Annotated in this window: 19 protein-coding genes and 1 tRNA gene; 13 read left to right on the top strand and 7 right to left on the bottom strand. The window is 64.7% G+C overall.

The window, feature by feature from the left end; translation table 11 throughout:
* Nucleotides 1-42 precede the first annotated feature (42 nt).
* Nucleotides 43-1050 (bottom strand): diacylglycerol/lipid kinase family protein, encoded by a 1008-nt coding sequence (locus E1H16_RS06445; protein ID WP_166741645.1) that lies wholly within the window; start codon nucleotides 1048-1050, stop codon nucleotides 43-45.
* 460 nt (nucleotides 1051-1510) lie between these two features.
* On the opposite strand from E1H16_RS06445, the gene mfd reads away from it, so the two are divergent.
* The 8 genes from mfd (at nucleotide 1511) to E1H16_RS06405 (ending at nucleotide 12395) form a co-directional block, all read left to right on the top strand.
* Nucleotides 1511-5062: a transcription-repair coupling factor gene (gene mfd / locus E1H16_RS06440; RefSeq protein ID WP_134322850.1), complete on the top strand. Its 3552-nt coding sequence runs from the start codon at nucleotides 1511-1513 to the stop codon at nucleotides 5060-5062.
* A 68-nt stretch (nucleotides 5063-5130) separates the two neighbouring features.
* Nucleotides 5131-6240: a SurA N-terminal domain-containing protein gene (locus E1H16_RS06435; RefSeq protein ID WP_166741644.1), complete on the top strand. Its 1110-nt coding sequence runs from the start codon at nucleotides 5131-5133 to the stop codon at nucleotides 6238-6240.
* A complete protein-coding gene (locus tag E1H16_RS06430) occupies nucleotides 6240-6860 on the top strand; it encodes a MazG family protein (RefSeq protein ID WP_134322848.1) in 621 nt (206 codons plus the stop codon). The genes E1H16_RS06435 and E1H16_RS06430 overlap by 1 nt, the downstream gene beginning before the upstream one ends.
* A 237-nt stretch (nucleotides 6861-7097) precedes the next feature.
* Nucleotides 7098-8381 (top strand): phosphopyruvate hydratase, encoded by a 1284-nt coding sequence (eno, locus tag E1H16_RS06425; RefSeq protein WP_134322847.1) that lies wholly within the window; start codon nucleotides 7098-7100, stop codon nucleotides 8379-8381.
* A 6-nt stretch (nucleotides 8382-8387) separates the two neighbouring features.
* Nucleotides 8388-9032: an FtsB family cell division protein gene (locus E1H16_RS06420; protein WP_134322846.1), complete on the top strand. Its 645-nt coding sequence runs from the start codon at nucleotides 8388-8390 to the stop codon at nucleotides 9030-9032.
* Nucleotides 9029-9559 carry a DUF501 domain-containing protein gene (locus tag E1H16_RS06415; protein ID WP_134322845.1) on the top strand — a complete coding sequence of 177 codons (531 nt, stop codon included), beginning with the start codon at nucleotides 9029-9031 and terminating at the stop codon, nucleotides 9557-9559. The genes E1H16_RS06420 and E1H16_RS06415 overlap by 4 nt, the downstream gene beginning before the upstream one ends.
* On the top strand, nucleotides 9560-10498 hold the full coding sequence (locus E1H16_RS06410) for a Ppx/GppA phosphatase family protein (protein ID WP_134322844.1): 939 nt from the start codon (nucleotides 9560-9562) through the stop codon (nucleotides 10496-10498).
* 109 nt (nucleotides 10499-10607) lie between these two features.
* Nucleotides 10608-12395: an alpha/beta hydrolase gene (locus E1H16_RS06405; RefSeq protein ID WP_243837731.1), complete on the top strand. Its 1788-nt coding sequence runs from the start codon at nucleotides 10608-10610 to the stop codon at nucleotides 12393-12395.
* On the opposite strand, the gene E1H16_RS06400 is transcribed toward E1H16_RS06405, so the two are convergent.
* Together E1H16_RS06400 and E1H16_RS06395 are read right to left on the bottom strand one after the other, a co-directional pair.
* The gene (locus tag E1H16_RS06400) at nucleotides 12392-13564 is read right to left on the bottom strand and encodes a hypothetical protein (RefSeq protein WP_134322842.1); all 1173 of its coding nucleotides are present in this window, start codon (nucleotides 13562-13564) and stop codon (nucleotides 12392-12394) included. The two genes, E1H16_RS06405 and E1H16_RS06400, sit on opposite strands and share 4 nt — an antisense overlap.
* Before the next feature lie 101 nt (nucleotides 13565-13665).
* Nucleotides 13666-14055 (bottom strand): hypothetical protein, encoded by a 390-nt coding sequence (locus E1H16_RS06395; RefSeq protein WP_134322841.1) that lies wholly within the window; start codon nucleotides 14053-14055, stop codon nucleotides 13666-13668.
* Between the two features lie 97 nt (nucleotides 14056-14152).
* Here E1H16_RS06395 and E1H16_RS06390 point away from each other — a divergent pair.
* Nucleotides 14153-14225 (top strand) — tRNA-Leu (locus tag E1H16_RS06390).
* A gap of 199 nt (nucleotides 14226-14424) precedes the next feature.
* A complete protein-coding gene (locus E1H16_RS06385) occupies nucleotides 14425-15345 on the top strand; it encodes a Bax inhibitor-1/YccA family protein (protein WP_208378883.1) in 921 nt (306 codons plus the stop codon).
* Between the two features lie 85 nt (nucleotides 15346-15430).
* On the opposite strand, the gene E1H16_RS06380 is transcribed toward E1H16_RS06385, so the two are convergent.
* The 3 genes from E1H16_RS06380 to greA all read right to left on the bottom strand — a co-directional run bounded on the left by E1H16_RS06380 (nucleotide 15431) and on the right by greA (nucleotide 17837).
* Entirely contained in the window at nucleotides 15431-16225 is a 795-nt protein-coding gene (locus E1H16_RS06380; protein WP_166741643.1) for an SGNH/GDSL hydrolase family protein, read from the bottom strand.
* Between the two features lies 1 nt (nucleotide 16226).
* The gene (locus tag E1H16_RS06375; protein ID WP_134322838.1) at nucleotides 16227-17282 is read right to left on the bottom strand and encodes an SGNH/GDSL hydrolase family protein; all 1056 of its coding nucleotides are present in this window, start codon (nucleotides 17280-17282) and stop codon (nucleotides 16227-16229) included.
* 66 nt (nucleotides 17283-17348) lie between these two features.
* The gene (gene greA / locus E1H16_RS06370) at nucleotides 17349-17837 is read right to left on the bottom strand and encodes a transcription elongation factor GreA (protein ID WP_243837711.1); all 489 of its coding nucleotides are present in this window, start codon (nucleotides 17835-17837) and stop codon (nucleotides 17349-17351) included.
* 168 nt (nucleotides 17838-18005) lie between these two features.
* On the opposite strand from greA, the gene mca reads away from it, so the two are divergent.
* Both mca and E1H16_RS06360 read left to right on the top strand, forming a co-directional pair.
* Nucleotides 18006-18899: a mycothiol conjugate amidase Mca gene (mca, locus tag E1H16_RS06365; protein ID WP_134322836.1), complete on the top strand. Its 894-nt coding sequence runs from the start codon at nucleotides 18006-18008 to the stop codon at nucleotides 18897-18899.
* A complete protein-coding gene (locus E1H16_RS06360; RefSeq protein ID WP_134322835.1) occupies nucleotides 18896-19291 on the top strand; it encodes a hypothetical protein in 396 nt (131 codons plus the stop codon). Before mca ends, E1H16_RS06360 begins: the two co-directional genes overlap by 4 nt.
* A 199-nt stretch (nucleotides 19292-19490) precedes the next feature.
* Here E1H16_RS06360 and E1H16_RS06355 read toward each other — a convergent pair whose 3' ends face one another.
* Nucleotides 19491-20483 carry an NAD(P)/FAD-dependent oxidoreductase gene (locus tag E1H16_RS06355; protein WP_134322834.1) on the bottom strand — a complete coding sequence of 331 codons (993 nt, stop codon included), beginning with the start codon at nucleotides 20481-20483 and terminating at the stop codon, nucleotides 19491-19493.
* A 281-nt stretch (nucleotides 20484-20764) separates the two neighbouring features.
* Here E1H16_RS06355 and E1H16_RS06350 point away from each other — a divergent pair, with 281 nt between their 5' ends.
* On the top strand, nucleotides 20765-22744 hold the full coding sequence (locus tag E1H16_RS06350) for a thioredoxin domain-containing protein (protein ID WP_134322833.1): 1980 nt from the start codon (nucleotides 20765-20767) through the stop codon (nucleotides 22742-22744).
* Nucleotides 22745-22896: the final 152 nt, after the last annotated feature.

Here is a 22896-nt window from a genome sequence, read left to right as displayed (position 1 = left end):
TCTGATGCTGGTCGATGGTCCTCGGCAGTCGGGATGCCGCGTTCACGCCCGCGGTTTCGGCACCCGTACCACCACCGCCCGATGATCCACACCGACGTCCAGTCGGCGCACGCCCGTGATCACGTCGCCGTCCACCTGTACCGGTTGAGGTTCACTGGGCTCGATCGTCACCTGGGGTGCGAATGCGTGCCGTAATCCCGGTGTGCGCGCACGCAGATGCAACAGTCCTTTCACCCCGATCGGTACCCATTGCACCGGATGCGTCACCGTGACCTCGAGTACGTCGAGTACGCCGTCGTCGATTACTGCGCCAGGGAACACAGCGATTCCGCCTGGCACCTTGCCGCAGTTTCCGATGACCACGCTCCAGGCCTGCACCGTGCGCGGTGGGTTGGCCGGGTACTGCAAGGTCATCTCAATCGGCCGCAGCCACGCGTGTCGACTGGCTGATTCCAGATATGCCAGCCATCCGGCGCGTTCCTTGAGCGCCGGACGGGTGCCCTGAACCGTAGTTGCGTCGTGTCCGATTCCGGCTAGGACCAGAAACACGTGATCGCGTTGCTGCGCGGACGTCGTCGTACGTGCCACTCCGATGTCGACCGCCGCCGCCTCGCCATGCATCGCGATCATCACCGCGACATTCAGATCGCGGGTCGGCAGCACCAAGTTACGAGCAAAAATGTTCGCAGTCCCGATCGGTATGATTCCGAGCGGGATCCGGGTATGCCGCAGCGCGTCAGCAACGACACGCACCGTGCCGTCTCCGCCGCACGCAATAATCAGATCGCAGCCGTCGGCTAGCGCGCGGCGAGTTTGTCCGGTTCCCGGTTCGGCGATACTCGTCTCGTAGAACAGCGGACGTGGCCAGCCTGCCTTCGCGGCGCCCTGATCCAGCAGTTCGCGCGCGAGCGTCGAATCACGCTTCTGCGGGTGCAGTACAACACCGATCTGGTGCGAGCCCTTTGCTGACCCGATCAGGCGGCCAGCGATCGGGAATCGGGTGGAACGCCGCCGCCCGAATGGTAGGCGAGTGGCGGGTAGCGGCGACATGATTCTCATCGTGCCGCAGACGACGTCCGTGCGGAACCGACCCGCTGTTGAGCGGGTCGCGAACCCGTATGAGTGCCGAGTAGCCCGCGGGGAATAGGTGGCTTTCTTGAGCCGGTCGTGGAAATGCGCGTGAGCGTAGATGGCACGCGGCGAGCGGCGGGTTCCTGAGGCGCTCGTGAAGTTCTCGTGAGCGCAGACGACGCCGGTGGTAAACCCGCGGGTTTGTTGAGCCGGTAGTGGAATCCTTGCGCGCCATGGCCCCGGGGAACGACAGATTGTCCAGCCGCCCGAGGAACCCTTGTGAGCGTTGGCGGCCCCGCGGGGCACCGACGGTTCGTGGACCGGAAACATGTCGCGCGGCGGCGTTAAGATGGGTGCATCAACCCCCTCGAAACCTCGTAGTGGGGCTGTTCTGCGTGCTGCCAGCACGCGGGCCTCAGCACGATCACGGAGATACGCGATGACCCAGCAGGCAACCGCTCGGCTACGGGGGCTGCTGGGCCTCCTCGATGACGACCCGGCTTTCGCGGCCGCGCTGGATTCGTTGGGGGCCGGTACCGATCAATCGGTGCGCTGCCCGCAACCGGTCCAGCCGTTCTTGATCGCCGCCGCGATCGCTCGCAATGAGCAGCGGCCGGTTGTCGCGGTGACCGCGACGAACCAAGACGCAGAACGGCTCACCGCTGCACTGGGTGCACTGCTGCCCGCAGACGAGGTCGGACACTTTCCGTCCTGGGAGACGTTGCCGCACGAACGACTTTCCCCGCGCGCCGACACCGTAGGCGCCCGGTTGTCCGTGCTGCGCCGACTGAAGTACCCCGAAGAGCACGGCAGATTGCGGGTGATCGTCGCGCCGGTGCGTAGCCTGCTGCAACCGATGGTTGCCGGTCTCGCTGAGTTGCGCCCGGTGCACCTGCACAAGGGCGATGAACGCGAACTCGAGCAGATCGTCACCGATCTGGTCGCTATCGGTTACGACCGCTGCGACATCGTGGAGAAACGTGGCCAATTCGCGGTACGCGGCGGGATTGTCGACGTATTTCCGCCGGTATCCGAGCACCCCGTCCGCGTCGAACTGTGGGGCGATGAGGTCGAGGAGTTGCGATTCTTCTCCGTGGCCGACCAACGCTCCCTCGGTGAGCTGCCGGAATCTCTGTGGGCGCCGCCGTGCCGCGAATTGTTGCTGACCGAGGAGGTGCGCAGTCGTGCCGCCGATCTGCTCGGCGAGCACCCCGAACTGGCTGAGATGCTCGAACCAATCAGCCTGGGCAACGTCGTGGAGGGTATGGAGTCACTGATCCCGGCGCTCGTCGACGCCGATCATGGGCTGGAGTTGCTCGTTCAGCAGATACCGAAGCAGTCGCTGATCGTGCTGTGCGATCCGCAGCGCGCCGGCGCTCGCGCGCTGGAAATGGTGCAGTCCAGTGAGGAGTTCCTGGATGCCTCGTGGGCGGTCGCGGCAGGTGGTGGCAGCTCACCTATCGATCTCGGCGCATCGACGTACCGAACCATCGAAGATGTACGCGAATCAGCGCTCGCTGCCGGACAGACCTGGTGGGATCTCGACCCGCTAGGTGGCGATACCGAGGGTGAACTGAGCGTGGACGCGCACGCCGTCGATCAGTACGTCGGCGATCCCGACCGGCTGATGCGCGACATCCGCGACTACACCGGCCGCGGCTGGTCAGTGGTGCTGACGTTCGCCGGTCATGGCCCGGCGTCCCGGTCGATCGAACGGCTCGCCGATGTCAATATCGCCGGGCAGCTGATCGAGGAGATCGCGACCTCGCCGCGAGGCGGCATCGTCACGGTCACGACCGCCGACCTGGATGCCGGCTTCCTCGCGCCGTCCGCCAAACTCGCGCTGATCACCGAGTCGGACATCACCAGTTCACGCGGCGCCGCGAGGAAGCAACTAGGCCGGATGCCGACCCGCCGTCGTAACGCGATCGACCCGCTGCAACTGCAGCCAGGCGATTTCGTCGTACACGAACAGCACGGCGTCGGTAAATACATCGAGATGGTGCAGCGTCAGATCAACGGCGCCGACCGTGAGTATCTGATCCTCGAGTACGCGTCCTCCAAACGCGGGCAACCGGGCGATCGGCTGTTCGTACCGACCGATCAACTCGAGCAGGTCACCAAGTATGTCGGCGGTGATATGCCGACCGTGCACAAACTCGGTGGAGCCGACTGGCAGAAAACCAAGAGCCGTGCGCGTAAAGCGGTTAAGGAGATCGCGGGCGAACTCGTTCGGTTGTACGCCGCACGCACGTCCGCGCCCGGATATGCCTTCGGGCCGGACACCCCATGGCAGCGTGAACTCGAGGACGCGTTTCCGTACGTCGAAACCCCCGATCAGTTGGCGGCGATCGACGAGGTCAAGGCCGATATGCAGAAGTCGGTCCCGATGGATCGGGTGATCTGCGGGGACGTCGGATACGGCAAGACCGAGGTCGCCGTCCGTGCGGCGTTCAAAGCCGTCCAGGACGGTAAGCAGGTTGCGGTGCTGGTGCCGACCACGCTGCTTGCGCAACAGCATTACCAAACATTCGTGGAGCGGTGCGAGCAGTTCCCGGTCAAAATCGCGCAACTGTCCAGGTTCACTCCCAAAAGCGATGCCGACACGTTGCTGGAAGGCGTCGCAGATGGTTCGGTGGATATCGCAATCGGTACGCACCGGTTGCTGCAGCCGTCGACTCGATTCAAGAACCTGGGCCTGGTGATCGTCGACGAGGAACAACGATTCGGCGTCGAGCACAAGGAATATCTCAAGCAGTTGCGTACCGCCGTCGACATGCTGACGATGTCGGCAACACCCATCCCGCGCACGCTGGAGATGAGCCTGACCGGTATCCGTGAGATGACCACGATGCTCACCCCGCCGGAGGAGCGGCACCCGATCTTGACCTTCGTCGGAGCGTATTCCGAGAAACAGGTCGGCGCGGCAATACGCCGTGAACTGCTGCGCGATGGTCAGGTGTTCTACCTGCACAACCGGGTGAGCTCGATCGATAAGGCTGCGGCCCGGATTCGCAATTTGGTTCCCGATGCCCGCGTAGCGGTCGCGCACGGAAAAATGAGCGAGGACCAGCTCGAGAAGGTGATGATGGGCTTCTGGGAACGCGAGTACGACGTTCTGGTGGCCACCACGATCATCGAAGCTGGACTGGATGTACCGAACGCGAACACCTTGATCGTCGAGCGCGCGGACATCCTCGGACTGAGCCAGTTGCACCAGATCCGCGGTCGGGTGGGCCGCTCGCGTGAACGCGCCTACGCATATTTCCTGTACCCGCCGGACAAACCGCTCGGTGACGTCGCGTACGACCGACTGGCCACTATCGCGCAGAACTCGGAACTGGGCGCCGGTATGGCCGTGGCGATGAAGGACTTGGAGATCCGCGGCGCTGGAAATCTGCTCGGTGGCGAACAGTCCGGGCACATCGCCGGCGTCGGGTTTGACCTGTACGTGCGGCTGGTGGGGGAGGCCGTCGCGGAGTACCGCGGTGACAAGCAGGCGCAGGACGTCGCCGAAATCCGCATCGATCTGCCGGTCAGCGCGCACGTACCGCACGATTACATCGACGGCGAGCGGCTACGGCTGGAGATCTATCGCAAACTAGCGGCTGTCACCAATGAGGAAGAAGCGGCAGCGGTGCGTGACGAACTGACCGACCGCTATGGCCCAGTTCCTACCGAGGTGGAGAATCTGATCGCCATCGCGCTGCTACGCGAGCGAGCCAAGGTCAGCGGCGTGCACGAAATTGCCGCTGGAGGCAAAATGGTGCGGATACAGCCGATGAAACTCGGTGACTCCGCTCAAATGAAGCTTGCCCGGATGTACAAGGGTGCGACGTACAAGCCAAACCTGTCGTTGGTCAGCGTTCCGCGGCCGACGGAAGGCAGCGGGGTTGCTGCACCGCCACTGCGCAACGCGGCGGTTGTCGAGTGGGCGCGGCAGTTGCTGCAGGACCTCGCACCCGTCCCGCAGCCAGTGGCCGGTGGTTAACGAGGTCACCAAGTCGGGTGTGAGACAGTAGTTCGGTTGTTCTACCTCTGCGAAAGGTCCTCTTCGTCGTGACTGTGAAGTTCCGTCGGCGTGCTGCCGGTGTCCTCGTTGGGGCAGCGCTCGGTTTCGCCAGCTTGACCGCGTGTTCGATGAACGCGAACACCGTTGCCGAGATCGGCGATCAGACCATCACGACCCAGGAGCTGGATCAGGCGCTTGAGGACGCGTACGCCGACCCGATTGTCGGTGACGCGCTCGAGGAGCAGGGTGAGGCGTTCCGCACCGAGTACCTCAACGACATGCTGTCGTACGAAATCTCGAAGGCCGTCGCTGCCGAGGCCGGGGTGAGCGTGAGTGACGAAGAGATCGACGATATGTTCGAGGAGTCGTTGCAGGGTCAGTCGATCGAGTCGGTCCAGGAAGCCGCCGCGGCCCAAGGCACTCCGCTGACGGCTGAACAGATGCGGATGCGGATCGCGACGAATCTGGTGAACGCGAAGTTCGGCGAAGAGGTCACCGGTACGACGCAGGAAGAACTGTCGGCCGAGAAGTTCGAGGAGCTGCAGAAGCAGCGCGAGGAGAACCCGGGGCAGTACTCCACCTATGACGTGCAGGCCACGGTCACTGCCGACCAGGCATTTGCCGACGATTGGGCCGCGAAGGTGAACGAGCAGGGGATGACCTTGCAAGAGGCGGTCGACAGCAACCCGGACGAGAACAATCCGGCTGGTACGAACGAGGTGTCCTCCGAAACCGTCGACGGTGCCCAGATGGCGCAGAACCCCGACGTGCTCGAACAGTTGCAGGCGATCGATGAGGGCGACACTGGCGTCATCGTGCAGGGCCCGGACCAGAACGGCGCCTTCGTTTACCTCGTAGTGACGATGGACAAGGTCAACCTCACCCCCGATGCGGACCTTCAAGCGCAGGCAGATCAGGCCGCTCAGCAAGAGTTCTTCCAGGCAGGAATGACCGAGGCTGCGGCGCAGGCGAAGAAGATCGATATCGACGTCAACCCGCGTTACGGAACAGTTGAATACCCGCAGCAGGGGTTGCCGAGTATCGGTACGCCGAACCCGAACACCTTTAGCGAACCCGAGCAGGCTGCCGACCCGAGCGGCGGCGTGCCCGGCGGTGGATTGCCCGGCGGTGTTCCGGGCGGCGTACCCACCTCCTGATGACCGACACGCAGCGGGGGCTGGCTCGCGCGGTGCGCGTGATGGACCGGTTGCGTTCACCGGGTGGCTGTCCGTGGGATGCCGAGCAGACCCACGGATCGCTCGCGAAGTACCTCATCGAAGAGGCCTACGAGGCGGTCGACGCCATCGGATCCGGCGATCGCGAGCACCTCAAGGAAGAACTCGGCGACGTCCTGCTGCAGGTGCTGTTTCACGCACGTATCGCCACTGAACACGACGAAGACCCGTTCGGGATCGACGACATCGCCGAGACGCTGTGTGAAAAGCTCGAGCGCCGTCACCCGCACGTGTTCGGCGATACCGCAGTCAGCGGCGCGGACGAGGTCAACGCGAACTGGGAGACGATCAAGGCCGCCGAGAAGCAACGTTCCGGCCCGTACGACGGAATCACCTGGTCTGCTCCCGCTCTCGCCGTCGCCGCTGCGGTCGTACGGCGAGAGCGACGTAGCGGTGCTGAGTTGCGGATCGATGTCGGTGATTCGCACAGTGAGGTTGCGGCGGATCTGCTGGCGGTGGTACGTCGAGCCGATGCGGTCGGTGTCGATCCCGAGACGGCACTTCGCGCTGCCTTGCGCGCCGCGACCGACTCGGCGCAGTGACTGGCAACTTCGCTGCGTGCCGTGACTGACTTGGCGGAGTGACCGGCCGCGCAGAGCCAGCCGGAACCGGCCGCGCAGAGCCGCCCGGCACCGGTTCAGGCGAAACTCACACTCGCGGATGCGCGCGCAGCCCAGCAGCGGCGGAATGCGCCGTTAAAGTGGACCAAAGGCGTGCCGCTCTGGATGCTCGAGCACCGCAACGCCCTGTTCGTTCGTACAGACCTTTAGGAGTCACAAGTGGCCAGTATCGAGGCAGTCGGCGCCCGGGAGATCCTGGATTCACGCGGCAATCCCACCGTCGAGGTCGAGGTTCTGCTCGACGATGACACGTTCGCTCGCGCGGCGGTCCCCAGCGGTGCCTCGACCGGCCAGTTCGAGGCTGTCGAGCTGCGCGATGGTGGCAAGCGCTACTTGGGCAAGGGTGTGCAGAAGGCCATCGCCGCGGTCAACGACACTATCGGCCCGGAGCTCGTCGGGTACGACGCTGAGGAACAGCGTCTGATTGATCAGCGGATGCTGGAGATCGACGGCACCAAGGACAAGGGCAAGCTCGGCGCCAATGCCATCCTCGGTGTGTCCCTCGCGGTTGCGCAGGCCGCGGCGAAGTCCGCGCAGCTCCCGTTGTTCCGGTACGTCGGTGGACCCAGCGCGCATGTGCTGCCGGTACCGATGATGAACATCCTCAATGGCGGCGCGCATGCCGATTCCAACGTGGACATCCAGGAGTTCATGATCGCACCGATCGGCGCGGCGACTTTCGCCGATGCGCTGCGTGCCGGCGCCGAGGTCTACCACGCGCTGAAGGCCGTGCTGAAGAAAGAAGGCCTGGCGACCGGCCTGGGTGACGAGGGTGGTTTCGCGCCGAACCTGTCCAGTAACCGCGCGGCTCTCGAACTGATTGAGAAGGCCGTCTCGTCGGCGGGACTGAAGACCGGCAAGGACGTTGTGTTCGCGCTCGACGTCGCGGCAACCGAGTTCTACTCGTCGAAGAAGTACGTCTTCGAGGGCGGTAAGCGCTCCAGCGACGACATGATTTCCTACTACGAAACCCTGGTGAAAGACTTCCCGATCGTGTCGATCGAGGACCCGCTGAACGAGGAAGACTGGGCCGGCTGGGCCGACATCACGACCCAGTTGGGCAGCAAGGTCCAGCTCGTCGGCGATGATCTGTTCGTGACGAACCCGGAGCGCTTGGCCCGCGGCATCAAGGATGGCGCGGCGAATTCGCTGCTGGTGAAGGTCAACCAGATCGGTACGCTCACTGAGACGTTGGATGCGGTCAACCTCGCGCATCGCAACGGATTCACCTGCATGATGTCGCACCGTTCGGGCGAAACCGAGGACGTCACGATCGCGGACCTGGCGGTAGCGACCGATTGCGGCCAGATCAAGACCGGTGCGCCGGCACGCTCTGAGCGCGTCGCCAAGTACAACCAGTTGCTGCGTATCGAGGAGATGCTCGACGACGCCGCGCGGTACGCCGGCCGTTCGGCCTTTCCTCGTCTCGACGTAAAGAAGTAGCGCTCGATGGCCTCCGCACGTGATCGCAAGCCGCCGCAGTCCTCGCGACGCGGCGGCTCGTCGCGCTCGCGTGCGGGCGCCAAGAACGCGAACGGTCGTGGCGTCAACGCGACGTCCGGTCGAGCTGCGGGCGCGCGCAACACCGCGCGTCCCGGGTCGAAACCCGCTCGTAGGGCTACCGAGCGGCCAACGCAGATCCGGCGGTCGGCGGCGCAGCCTATGCGCGCGACGACCAATGCTGCCGCACGCGCCCGGACCGGCGCGCGAGGGCTGAACTCGCGTGCGATCACTCTCGGGGTTCTAGTGATCGGCGCGGTGTTGCTGCTCATCCTGCCGATCTCCAGTTATATGAACCAACGAGCCGAACTCGAGAGTCTGCAACAGCAGATTGCCGACAAGAAAGCGTCGATCGCAGAGTTGACCGACGAGATCGATTTGCTGGACGATCCCGCCTACATCAAGTCGCAGGCGCGCGATCGGCTGAACTACATCGAGCCGGGCGAGAAGATGTACGTCGTGGCGAACAATGACCCCGACAGCGATGTCGCCGCCGATGAGAAGGCGGCTGAGGAAGCGGCAAAGAAGGAAAATACCTCCGCCGGGCAGGACCTCGCCGACTCCATCGCGGATGCCGACGGAGCCGCCGAGTGAGCACGCACGAGGCGTTCACCGACGCCGATCGCACCGCGGTGCATCATCAACTACGCCGCAGCCCGCGGGCGACGCGAGCGGTTGCCCATCGGTGTCCGTGCGGGATGCCGGACGTCGTGCAGACGAACCCGCGGACCGAGGACGGCGCACCGTTCCCGACGATGTACTACCTCACCTGCCCCCGTGCGGCCTCGGCTATCGGCACGCTCGAAGCCAGCGGGCTGATGAAAGAGATGACCGCTCGCCTCGAGGAGGACGCCGAACTGGCCGAGAAGTACCAGGCGGCGCACGAGCAGTATCTGGCGACGCGGGACGCTATTGAGCCGCTGGGTCACGAGGTCACTGCGGGGGGTATGCCGACCCGGGTGAAGTGCTTGCACGTGCTGGTCGCGCATTCTCTAGCCGAGGGGCCGGGGGTGAATCCGCTCGGGGACGAGGCGTTGGCCATGTTGCCGCAGTGGTGGGCTAAGGGTCCTTGCGTGGATGCGTCGGCGCCACTGCCCCCGGCGAAGAAGGGCAAGCGCTAGGTGGGTGGCGTACGTCGGGTCGCCGCGATCGACTGCGGTACCAACACGCTGCGGCTACTCATCGCAGACGTGGCGCCCGGCACCGACCGCCGAGTTCGGCAGGTGTTGCGCGAGATGCGCACCGTGCGCCTGGGTGAAGGAATCGATGCGACCGGGCGGTTCGCCGATGCGGCGTTGCGGCGTACCGAAGCAACCTTGCGGGAGTATGCGCACCTGATCGCCGACCATGAGGTTGCCGCAACGCGGATGGTCGCGACCAGCGCGAGTAGGGACGCAGCGAACCGGGAGGAGCTCATCGACCTGGTGAACGCGACCGTCGGCGTCACCCCGGAGGTCATCTCCGGAGATCAAGAGGGTCGTCTGACGTTTGCCGGCGTACTCAGCGGGTTCGAGCTGACCGAAGAGTCGATTGTCATCGATATTGGCGGGGGATCTACCGAACTTTTCATCGGTGACGCCGCCGGGGTAGATCAAGGAATTTCGATGAATATCGGTGTCGTTCGGCTCAGCGAACGACACGTCCACTCGGACCCGCCGTTGCCCGCCGAACTCGCCCTCGTCGCTGACGACGTACACCGCGCGCTGGCGGACGGTCTCGCGCAGATCCCTCCGTTACCGCACGCGAGGGTGATCGCAGTCGCGGGAACCGCGACCACCGCTGCTGCGATTGCGCATCAGTTGCCCGGATACGACCCCAGCGTGATTCACGGGCTGCGCACGTCATCGGCCGAGTTGCGGCGCGTCTACGACTGGGCGAGTGCGCGCGATACTGCGCAGCGCGCAGCGCACCCGGCGATGCATCCGGGACGAGCCGGTGTGTTTCCCGCCGGGATGGTCATCCTCGATTCGTTGCTGCGCGAGCTCGGCGCCGACGAAATGACGGTGAGCGAGAGCGACATTCTCGATGGCATCGCCTTGTCAATCGCGGACGGCGAGTAATCCACAGTTCTACCGGTTTTCCCCATTGAATCGCGCGTTCGCGCGGCTGCCTAGTTTTGCCCGTAGCGTCCGGATCCTCGAGTGGTGAGGGGAATTAGACGTGGGTGCGATGCAGGTGGCGGATTTTCTGGCAGCCGCGGGCCTCGATCCGCACGCGCGGGCGGAGGCCATACTCAGCGCGCGCCCGGGTGAAGTATCGGCATTAGGCGAGGCGTTCACTGCCGCGGCTGATGCGTTACTCGCGTCCGGAAGTTTGTCCTCCCTCGCCGGTCAACTCGCCGATGCCAGCGCGGTGTTCGACGGTGCGAGCCCGACCGACTTGATGGCCGAGGTGAGCGCCGTACGCGACACTCTGGCCGCAGGGCCCCAAGTGTTGGCCGGACTTGGTGCGCAATTGAGCACGCTCGCTGGACGGACTGCTATAGCGCAACAACAAGTGAGCGCTGCCCTGATGGAGATGCAGGAGAAGGCTGGCCAAGTTGTGCTCAACTACGCCTCGCTCGCTGACGAGATGGTGATCGGGGCGCAGGCGTGGTGGGAGATGAACCTCGCTGACGGCGTTGGCATCGTGCAGAGTTGCGATAGCGCGATCGCGGCGATCGTTGATGAGTACGACGCGGACTTGGGTGCGGTGCTGCTCGTGCTGCAGTCCGCCGGGTACCTCCTGCCGCCGGATGTCGATGTCGGACTCGCGACGCCGTCGACGTCGGCGACCACGGAGGTGTTGTTTGAATACGCCGACTTCGGGGTGCCAGATCCACACGGTCAGATTCCGGTCGCGACGGCGTGGTGGGCATCGTTGAGCGCCGCTGAGCAGGCTGTGATGCTTCAGGCCAATCCGTCGCTGGTCGCGATGATGCGCGGACTGCCGGCCGACGCCTATCACGCCGTGAACGCGCGAGCACTGATCGACGATTCGGTCGATACCGACGAGCAGCTACAGGAGGTCTGCGAGAAACTGTGGAACACGCTGTGGATCCAGTCGGTCGCGCCGCGGTTGGGGATCGAATCTGCGGCGGAACTCGCCACGATGCCGTCGTGGAAGATGTCGCTGTTGATGCCGATGGCGCCCATGGTGTTGGGTTCGCTGCCAGCACTACGTGAGAAGGCGGCGACAATCAACGGCGTGCAGCAATCCATTACCGTCGGCGGCGACGGCAAGGATCGGTATCTACTCGAGTACGACAGCGCGGCGTACGACGGCGATGGACTCGCAACGATCGCGATCGGCGAGGTCGACACGGCCGAGAACGTAGCGGTTGTCGTACAAGGCGCGAACCACGACCTCGGCACGATCACTGCGCAGACGGCAGATGCCGAGGCCGTGCTGGGCGAGATGGACGCGATGAGTGACGATGAGAACGCGGTGATCGTCTACGGCGGGTACGACAACCCGACGATCCTGCAATCGCCGTTCACCGAACGAGCCGAGTACGCCGGGCAGGTCCTGGCGGACGATCTCGCCGGGTACGCCGCCGCACACCACGAAGCCAGCGGTGGGGCTGATCCGCACACAACGATCATCGGCCACTCGTACGGGACCGTCGTCGCGGCCGAGGCCCTCAAAGATGGCGCTTCGGCGTACGCCGACGACGTCGTGCTGTACGGGTCACCCGGGGTCGATGCCGATGACATCGGCGATCTGGGCATGACCTCTGGACACGTGTTTGTGTCCATGACGCCATCCGACGTACTGATCGGCGCCAGCGGTGTGTCGGCGGTGCTGACTGGGCACCCGCTGTCGATGAATGTGTACGACTCGTCTTTCGGCGCGACGTTCATCGGTTGGGATGGTGTCGATGACCACGGCGACTACTTCGGGTATGAGAACGGCGAACCGAACCAAACCCTCAAGGGTGCCGCCGCGGTCGCGGTGCAGCAGTCGCCGGGCGATTAGGCCTCGACGAGCGTCAGTGACGCTTCGATGCTGAGTTTTTCGCCGCCACAGGCCGACGAGTTGTTGATCGTTGCCTGCCCCTCGAGTTCGGACTCCGAGTTCTGGCTGCCCGGGATCGTGATCTCGAGTTCGAGATTGTCCGACGCGCCGCTCTCGCAGGTGACCGGGTACGACATCGTCGTGGTCCACGAGGTGCCGTCGTATTCCAGCGAGTATGGCCCGTCCGAAGAGGTGTCGGAGAAGTCGGTCAGCACGGCCGAGCATTGGACATCGGTCGTGCACGGGGTGGTCATGATCATCCACTCGTGCGGGCCTTCCCAGATCGAGCCGCCGGTACCCACTGAGCCGGAACTGGATTCGAGATCGCCATCGATACTGGTGATTGCCGCGTCGACATTCCAGGTGCCGTCGATGACGTCCGCGGCGGCCTCGGCGTCATCGCCTTCGCCACCACCGGAGCATTCGATGATGTCGCCGGTCTCGGGGTCGATCTTCGCGCCGTACTCTCCGGGCGCGCATTCAGCGCTGGACGAGCCGCCACCTTCCTCGCCGTCCGAACCCTCGCCGGCTGAACCCTCACCGGCTGATCCTTCGCCGTCGCTTGCGGCGCCGTCGCATTCGATGCTCTCGCCAGTTTCGGGGTCAATCTTGATCCCGTAATCGCCCTCGTCGCATGTCAGTGAGGACTGGCCGCCGCCATCACTCTGCTCGGATCCGCCGCCGCCGGCGGATTTCTTGCCGTCGTCATCGCCGCCGAGGACGACGATCAGTACGACCCCGACGATCGCGAGCAATGCGACGACAGCGCCGCCGACGATCCACGGCGTTTTGTTCTTCGATGGCGGTTGGCCGTATCCGCCGGGCGCCAGCGGATACCCGGGTTGGTTCAAGCCTTGCGGTGGTTGGCCTTGCGATGGGTATCCGAGTGGCGGCTGGCCGTACGGGGGGGTGCCCTGCGGCGGGTAGCCGTACGGGGGTGTGGCCTGCGGCGGGTAGCCGGCGGCCGCACCGCTTGCCTGGGGCCCGGTCTGCGGCGAGCCGACCGGCGGGACTCGTCCTGGCGACCCTGGGGTTGCACCGGTGGAAGGCGGTGGGAATCCTCCTGTCGGAGGCTGCTGGGGATGTGTGCCTTCCTGATGTGGACCGTTGGGGTTATTCGGGTCGGTCATGGGCGCTCCACGGTGCTATCAGCGCGATCACGTTTAAATCGTGGCGAGTGAACAGAATGTCACCATGCGACTGCGTGCGTACCTGGAACGTTCCGAATCGACTAGGTTGCCTTGGCCGCCGCGGCGCCCTGGCGAGCGCCCACGTCGCTGGCGGAGGTGAGCGCACGGCCGAGGGGTGGGTTTGCACCGGTGAAGAACCGATGCACTTCCTGCGCGCTGCGTTCGGCGACGTACCGTACGGCGACGATGCTCATCGCGGTCAGCGCGGTCCACATGATCGCATCGGCCACTTTCGGTTCCTCGATAGGCCGGGGGAGCAGGCCCAACTTGGCCGCCTCTTTATTCGCCTTCTCCTGCTCTTTGCGGCGCTTCGCGGACGGCGGCTCTGTCCCGGTGGCGCCGCGCCAGGATGCCGCTAACTTCTTGGTCGCGAACTTCTGCAACGGAATGGCGATGAGCCCAGCGAGAACTTTCACTCCGGTGCCGGCCATGTCATCTCCTACCAGTTCGCGTTCATGTCAGCGACTCCTACGTTAGTCGATCCGGCGAATCGCACGGGACGTAAGGTAGGAGGGCGTTTGCTGCTTGGCCCCCGTAGCCCAATGGCAGAGGCAGGCGACTTAAAATCGCTGCAGTGTGGGTTCGAGTCCCACCGGGGGTACTTCCAGTGTCGCGTTCTTGCGACGTTCCACTGCGTTTTGACCGCGCAACGACCCGCTTCATGAGTGGGTCGAGGTGGTTTTTCCAACTAACTAAACTTCGACTGCACATTCCGGAACACGAGAGTGCGGTCGCACGTTTCACAAGTGGACTTCTCTCAATAGATGGCCCAGACCGGGCTACGACGTCAAGGAGTACACGTGAGTAACCCGTCCCTCAAGAGGGTGGTCAGCGGCGCGGTGGGATCCCCGTCCCCGTCGCAGGGCTACCAGACCTGGAACGCGCCGGGCCAGCCTCAAGCGGGTGGCCCCGGTGGTCCGCCGCCGATGGGCGGCTTCCCGAACCAGGGCATGCAGCAGGGCTACGGTCAGCCCGGATTCGGCCAGCAGGCCTATCAGCAGCCGCCGGTACGCAGCGCGTCCAGCTACCTCGATATGAATGATGTCGTCACCAAGACGGCGATTTCGATCCTGACGGTCATCGTGGCCGGCATTGCGACCTGGTTACTGCTGGCCCCGTCGGACGCCGAGATCTACAGCGAGGGTAACGGGGCATTCGGTGCGCTGACCGCTGCGGCGATCATCGGTGCGCTCGGCGGCTTCGTGCTCGGGTTGGTCATCAGCTTCAAGCAGATGACGAGCCCCGCGCTGGTGCTGATCTACTGCGTCCTCGAAGGCATGTTCCTCGGCGGCATCACCGGAATGTTCGAGATGGTGTACCCGGGCATCGCCGTGCAGGCTGTCCTCGGCACCGCCGGTGTATTCATCGGAATGTTGGTCGTCTACCGCACAGGCGCGATCCGGGTGACCCCCAAGTTCCAGCGGTGGTTGGCGGCTGCGCTCGTTGGCGCGCTCGTCCTGATGCTGTTCAACCTCGTCTACTGGCTGATCTCCGGCGAGGCGAGCATGCTGCGCGATGGCGGTCCGCTCGCGATCGGGTTCAGCCTCCTGATGATCGGCATCGCGTCGTTCACGCTGCTGTCGGACTTCGATCTCGCTGAGCAGGCCATCCGCCGTGGCGCACCTAAGAAGTTCGCCTGGGGTATCGCGTTCGGTCTTGTTACCTCGCTGGTGTGGCTGTACATCGAGATCCTGCGCCTGCTGTCGTACCTGCGCGAGTAGTTGCTCCAGCAGACGCTCACATAGCAAACGACCCGGTCACTCCTGCGTGACCGGGTCGTTTGCTATTCGCTAGACCTGCTATTCGCTAGACCGCGCGACGGGCGCGGGCGGCGGCCCGGACCGTCGGCGCGATGGCGTCGGCGATGATTCGATAGCCGTCGGCCGAAGGGTGGAAGCCGTCTTCGGCGTACAGCGAGGCGTCACCGCTGAATGCATCGCCGGTCAACTCGGCCAGGTTCACGACCTCGGCGCCACCGGCGAGGGCACCGTTGATCTGCGCCTCGGTGACCTGCCCGGTACGCAACCCCCACAGCCAGCGCAGCGGGGGTTTGACGCACGGCACCGAGCCCATATCCGGTGTAGTTGCTAGCACCACGCGAATGCCGCGGTTAACCAGCGCCGTGATCGTGCGCGCTGTGACGTGCTCAATCGCGCGCGGTGAGGTCCACGCGCACACGTCCATGGCGCCGACCACGATGACGGCAATGTCGTACGGGTCGGACTCCGAGGTGATCAATGCGCGGGAGGCTTGGATCTTCACATCGACCGTGTACGAGTTCGGGACGGCGACGGTGCGGGCTGCGACCCGGTTTCCGTCCGCGACCAGTGCACGGATCAGACGTCCGGCGAGCGACGCGCGTTCGGATCCCGCGCCGACGCTGGCGGCGATGCTGTCACCGAGCATCACCAGCCTCAGCGGTGTGCCGTCGGTAGGGCCCTGATCGCCGACCATGGCCGGTGCTCGTCGCGGATCCAGCGAGGGACGCCGCCGCGCGGCAATCGCCTGACCAGCGATGATTCCGGCGCTTGCGAAGACTCCCGCTACGGCCCCGGCGGCGGCGCCGTACGCCGCGAAGCGGATCGGATTCATTCGGATCATGTCACTCCTCGGTAGCGGAATTATCCGCATCGTCGGTGGCAGCGAGGTCGGCGATGAGGTCGGGATGGCTGCCAGGAGGGCGCCGCGGAACCGGTAGCGGCACGGGCAGCAAACGGCTGATCCGCGCCCGGTCCTGGCGGTGTCCATCAAGGGTGGTGACCTCATCACTGGTCACCTCGGAGCCGGTCTGCTGAGAGGACCGGGCGGCGGTGGTCGTGATGTTGCGTTTGCGACGCGCCAGCGCCTTCTTTCGGATGTCGCCGCGGGAGATGGGCCAATACCCGAGGGCATCGGCCACGGATGGCAGCACGAACGACGCCGCGGTGGCGTACCCGGCGGCCGAGGGGTGGAAGCCGTCATCGCTCCACAGTTCGTCGTACCGTGCGAACGTCGGGCCCAGAGATGAGCCGAGGGCAACCGTGCGCCCGCCGGCCTGCAGCACAGCGACGATCTGCGCTGCGGCCATATCGCGGCTCCACTTTCGGGCAATCGTGCGCAGCGGTTGCGGAATCGGCCGCACCGTACCTAGGTCGGGACAGGTAGCGACAACGACGTGTACGCCCGCGGAGCGCAGCCGGCGTACGGCGTCGCCGAGATAGGTCGTCGCGACTTTCGGATCGGTGCGGGCCGTGACGTCGTTCGCGCCGATCATGATCACGGCAACATCGGGTGTTTCGGGCAGGACGTCGGTGACTTGCTGGTCTAGATGACGAGATTCGGCTCCGCTGATCGCGTGCCTGGTCAGTTGCACCGGACGACCGGCTAACCGCGACAGACCGGCGGCGATCAACACACCGGGCGTCGACTCGACCTCATCGACGCCAAGTCCGACCGCTGAGGAGTCACCGAGAATCGCCAGCACGATCGGTTCGCCCGCGCCGTCGCCCCAGATTCCGTTTCCGGTGGGGGGATCGTCGACGGGAGTGTATTGCTCGACGCGTCGGCGAGCGGTGCGCGCTTCGGCGAGAAGAAGTGCGCCGGCCGCGGCAGACGCGCCCGTGACACCTATACCGATAGCGCCGATCATCGAGACCAGTCGTCGCGCAAATTGACCCATGATGAGGCCAGCCTACCCCCGGCTGGCGAGGGAGTTATTGCGTGCGTGGCCCGGCGATCACGCCCGTTACGGGATGAAGGTCTCGACCCCGAGCACCTTCACGGTGATGCTCGCTCCGGTGGGCGTTTCGTAGGTGACCTCGTCACCGACCTTGTGACCGGTAAGCGCGCCACCGATGGCCGATTCAGGGGAGTAAACCTGGAGATCCGTGGTCGCGCCGATTTCGCGCGAGCCGATCAGGAACTTCTCGGTGTCGTCGTCGCCGACGTACTGAATGGTGACCACACTGCCGATGCCAACCCCGGAATTCGGATCCGGCGCCTCGCCGATCTCCGCGTTGCGGATCAACTCCTCGAGCTGACGAATACGGCCTTCCTGCCTGCCCTGCTCTTCGCGAGCGGCGTGGTAACCGCCGTTCTCCTTGAGATCGCCTTCTTCGCGGCGTTCGTTGATCTCGGCCGCTACGGCGGGACGGTTGGCGATCAGCTCGTCGAGCTCCGACTGCAGCTTGTCGAACGCGGCCTGGGTCAGCCAGGTCTTGCCGGGATCGGACACGGGAGTACTCCTCATCGGGGACAGTGAACTCCCAACAGTACATGTGAAGTCAAGGCCCGTCTGTGTTCCGCGAGGCGGCCCAAACGCGTCCGCGGCGTGCGGCGAGGCGACTGTCACAGGGATGCGTGCGGTTTGTCGGGACGGATCGGTAACAATATAGGGATGCCGATGAACGACACCGAACAGTTGCGCCTGATGGCCGTGCACGCCCATCCAGATGATGAGTCCAGCAAGGGCGCCGCGACGATGGCGAGGTACGTTCGCGAGGGTGTAGATGTCGTGGTCGTGACCTGCACCGGCGGTGAACGGGGCAGCGTGCTCAACCCGGCACTCGATACGCCGGAAACGTGGGAACGGATCAGTGAGATCCGCCGGGCGGAGATGGAACGCGCGCGCGAGATCCTCGGCGTCAAACAGTGGTGGCTCGGCTTCGTCGATTCCGGTCTGCCGGAGGGGGACCCGCTGCCGCCGCTCCCGGAGGGCTGCTTCGCGCTGGCGCCGTTGGAGGAAACTGTGCCACGGCTGGTGGAGATGATTCGCCGGGACCGCCCGCACGTGATGTTGACGTATGACGAGAACGGTGGGTACCCGCACCCCGACCACATCATGACCCACACGGTGTCGATGGCGGCTTTGGAAGCAGCGGCCGATCCGGCGTACCACCCGGAGCTCGGTGAACCGTGGCAGGTGCTGAAGACCTATTACCACATGAATTTCTCGCGCGCGCGGATGGAAGCCATCGACGCGTATCTTGAACAGCATGGGCACGAAGCTGCCTATAAGGAATGGCTCGCGAGTTGGGGTGATCGGCCCGATATGTTTCACCGGATCACCACCCGGGTGCCGTGTGGCGAGTACTTCGAGGTGCGCGACGATGCGTTACGCGCGCACGCGACGCAGGTCGATCCCGAAGGGCGGTGGTTCGCGGTGTCGATGGAAGCGCAGCAAACTGCGTGGCCGACCGAGGACTACGAACTTGCGGTCTCGCACGTCACCTCGAGCATGCCCGAGGACGACCTGTTCGCCGGTGTGCGCGAGTACCTGAGCAAGGAGGCGTCATGATCGGTGAATTGGTCGCTGGAGCCCATGTGCTCCTCGCCGAGGCCGGGCCGAGTAACGCGCCGGAGGGTAATCCGGAATGGGGCAAGGCGGCTCCGACGGGCTTGTTTGTGCTGCTGGCATTCGTCGTGGTCTGCATCTTCCTATTCCGCTCGATGAACCGGCACATCCGCAAGGTGCCCGGCAACTTCGGTGGCAAGGCTCGTCAGCAGCAGACGGAGGACCTTGCCGGTAAGGCAACCAGTGCGGTCCCGACGGTGGAGTCGGTCGATTTGAGTACGCAGACGCCGCCGCGGTTGGGAACGCCGACGCAGTTGGCGACTGATCAGAAAGCAAAGCGGGCTGAGCAAATTCGCAAGGCGAAGGCGAAGGTCAATAAGGACCGCGACAAGTAACCGCGACAAGTAGTAGTGCGCCCAGGCTGAGGCGTCCCTAGTCACTCGGGCTGCGGTCTTCCGGTCACGCCGCTGTTGACGTCTGGGTCGTCAATCCGCTGTTGGCTGAGCGGTGATCTGTCTCAGGTGCGCACCTAAAGTAGCGCGTGGCACCTCGCCCGTGCCGTTCCGCACGTGTCGCTCCGGCGTGCCGAGCAGGCTAATGCGGGTCGGAAGAGTGCCCGGGGAACACCTTCGACCCGGGCCTGATCACCGGTACGGCGTTGTTGACTGCGGTCGCGGCCTCACCGAATCCGACTGCGATCAGCCGCACCTTTGCGTCCGCGTCGCTGTCGTAATCGATGATGTCTCCGGCCGCAAACACCCGGGGCACGTTAGTGCGCATCGCGGCGTCCACGACGAGATGACGCTTGCGCTGGGTGATGCCCCACGAGGCGAACGCCCCCATGTCCGCGACGAACCCGAGCGCAGCCACAACCGCTTGGACCTTGAGAGTGCGCCGCTCATCGGTCTTGCTGTGAAAGATGTCGACGCTGGTGATCGCGTCACCGCCATGGATCTTGGCAACTTCGAACGGGGTGAGCACTTCGGTGTCGCTGGCCAGCACCTTTGCCACAGATCCCTCGTGCGCGCGAAACTGTTCGCGGCGGTGAATCAGAGTGCGCGAACGCGCGATACCCTCGAGGCTCTCGGCCCAGTCGAATGCCGAATCTCCGCCGCCGACGATCAGAACGTCTTGATCGCGCAGGTCATCCAATTTGGGTACGAAGTACCGCAGCCCGTGTCCTTCGTACTCGGCGGCGTCAGGCAGCGGGCGCGGCGTGAACGTGCCGATTCCGCCGGTGATGATCACTGCTTTCGCATGGATTACGGCGTCCTTGCTGGTCACGACCTCGACGTACTCGTCGTAAGACTCAAGGTGCTCGGCACGGTGTGTCAACAGATACGTTGGCTTGTACTGGTCGGCCTGCTCGACCAGTTGGTCGACGAGCGTCTGACCCTTGATCTCGGGGAAGCCAGCCACGTCGTAGATGATTTTCTCGGGGTAGAGGGCGCTGACCTGACCGCCCGGCTCGGGCAGTGAGTCGACGATGACGGTGCTGAGCTCGCGGAATCCTGCGTAGTACGCCGCGAACAGGCCCGCGGGTCCGGCGCCGACGATGAGTAGGTCGCAGTCAATGGTCTGGTCCATGCGTTTCAGCCTAGTCATGGCGTGTGGTCCGCGTCACGCGCGACGGAGGCGCTGGTCGCCAGCAACGCATCGCGACTATGAGGTGCGGCTGGGTGGGGTTCGGCAACCCCCGAGTGCTGGACGCCGCCGCATCCATGTTTGTCCGCACGTCGCGGAACACCAGTCGCGGGCCCTGCGGGATATCGGTGTTGCTCCTAGGCTGGGCGCCAAGGGAGCCGTCGGCTTTCGAAAATTCGCCCGTCTCGCGAGAATCCCGATGCGCACGGGTTGAGGAGCGATCTATGACTAATCGACTGTCCGCCGCAACCAGCCCATATCTGCAGCAGCATGCCGACAACCCGGTGCACTGGCAGGAATGGGGTGATGCTGCGTTCGACGAAGCCCGTCGCCGCGACGTCCCCGTCTTCATCTCCATCGGGTACGCGGCCTGCCATTGGTGCCACGTGATGGCGCACGAGTCCTTCGAGGACCCGGCGCTGGCCGCGCTGCTCAACGAGAATTTCGTCAGCATCAAGGTCGACCGTGAAGAGCGTCCCGACGTTGACGCCGTCTATATGTCCGCCACCGTCGCGTTAACCGGCCAGGGCGGCTGGCCGATGACTGTGTTCGCGACGCCTGACGGGCAACCGTTCTATTGCGGGACGTACTTTCCGCCGTCCCCGCGCCAGGGCATGCCGTCGTTCACTCAACTGCTGCATGGGGTCCTGGATGCGTGGCGCGAGCGTCGCGAGCAGGCGTTGGAGACCGCCGGGACCGTCGCCGCCCATATTCGCCAACGCCAGCTGACGGCTGGTCACCAGAGTGGCAAGGTGCCCGATTCCGACACGTTCGCTGCCGCGACCGAACGGCTCAGTGGCGTCTTCGACGCGAAGTACGGCGGGTTCGGCTCGGCACCCAAGTTCCCGCCGGCGACCGTGCTCCCTGCGCTGTGCGCTGGCAACGAACGGACGCGAGAGATGGCCGAGGCCACTATGAAGGCCATGGCGTACGGCGGAATCTACGACCAGCTTGCCGGTGGGTTCAGTCGCTACAGCGTCGATGCGCAGTGGGTCGTACCGCATTTCGAGAAGATGCTCTATGACAACGCGTTGTTGCTATCGGCGTACGCCGCGTGGATCCCGACCGACGCCACCGGTCTCGCGAGTCGCATCTGCGCGGAGATCGTCAACTTCCTGGAAAGCGACTTGCGCACCGATTCGGGTGCCTACGCCTCGTCGCTGGATGCTGACACCGATGGGGTCGAAGGGCTCACGTACGCCTGGACGCCGGCTCAGCTCGCGGAGGTGCTCGGCGAGGCTGACGCGCAGTTGGCGGCTGAGTTGCTGAAGGTGACCGAGCAAGGCACGTTCGAACACGGAACCTCAACGCTGCAGATGGCGGTCGCGATCGACAGCGAGCTCGGGTCCAAGTGGCCGACGTGGCGCGCAGCGCTACGCGAGGCCCGTGCAACTCGTCCGCAACCCGGCCGCGACGACAAGGTCATCACCTCCTGGAACGCGCTTGCAATCAGCGGCTTGTGCGATCTGTACCGGGCAACGGGGAACACCCGAGCGCTGATCGCTGCCCGCCGCGTCGCCGACGTACTCATCGACACTCATGTCATTGATGGCGTGTTGGTGCGCGCGTCGATCGGCGGCACTGCAGGATCTGTCGGCGGGATGTTGGAGGACTATGCGGCGTTGGCCGCAGCGCTGTTGCGGTTGCACCTGGCGACCGCCGCGCGGCGATACCTGGAGATCGCGATACGCCTCATCGACCGCGCGCGTTCACTGTTTGCCGACGACGAGGCGTTGTACGCCGACGCGCCCAGTGACAGCGACCTGATCCATCGGCCGGCAGACGTGTTCGACAATCCGACGCCGTCGGGGATCGCCAGCCTCGTCGATGCGCTCGCGCTCGCGCACGCGATCACTGGTGAGGGGGCATACAGCGATGAGGTTGAACGTCTGCTCGCGCATCTGAGTCCGGTGCTGGAACAAGCCCCGAACGCTGCGGGCACGATCTGGCGCGTTGCGCAGAATTGGTCGGCCGGCATGCCAACCTACGTCGTCACCGGCCCTGAAATTGATGAGGACACCAGTCGGCTGGAGGTTGAGGCGCGGCAGATCGCCGAGCCGGGGGCGCTCATTCTGGTGGGGCACGATGAGGCAGCTTCGCCGCTGCTGGCTGGCCGCGTTGGCTCCTTCGGGCGTCTATTCGCATGTCGCGGGGGAGTGTGCGATCGTCCGGTGACACAGGTCGCCGATCTTCGGGACAGGTAGCTGGCACACAAGTTGCCTGCGGTCCAGACCAAGTATGGCGATCGCCAGACCAGGCGCCCCTAGCCAGACCAGGTAGCCGGGATCCGAGCCCGGGCAGTCCCACGATCGCCGCAAAAAACGCAGCGAAATCGGCAGGGCATCGCACTCTGAAC

This window comes from Cumulibacter soli (genome assembly GCF_004382795.1).
Lineage (GTDB): Bacteria > Actinomycetota > Actinomycetes > Mycobacteriales > Antricoccaceae > Cumulibacter > Cumulibacter soli.
Note: the sequence above shows the minus strand (reverse complement) of the source record. Positions and strands in the feature narration are given on the sequence as shown.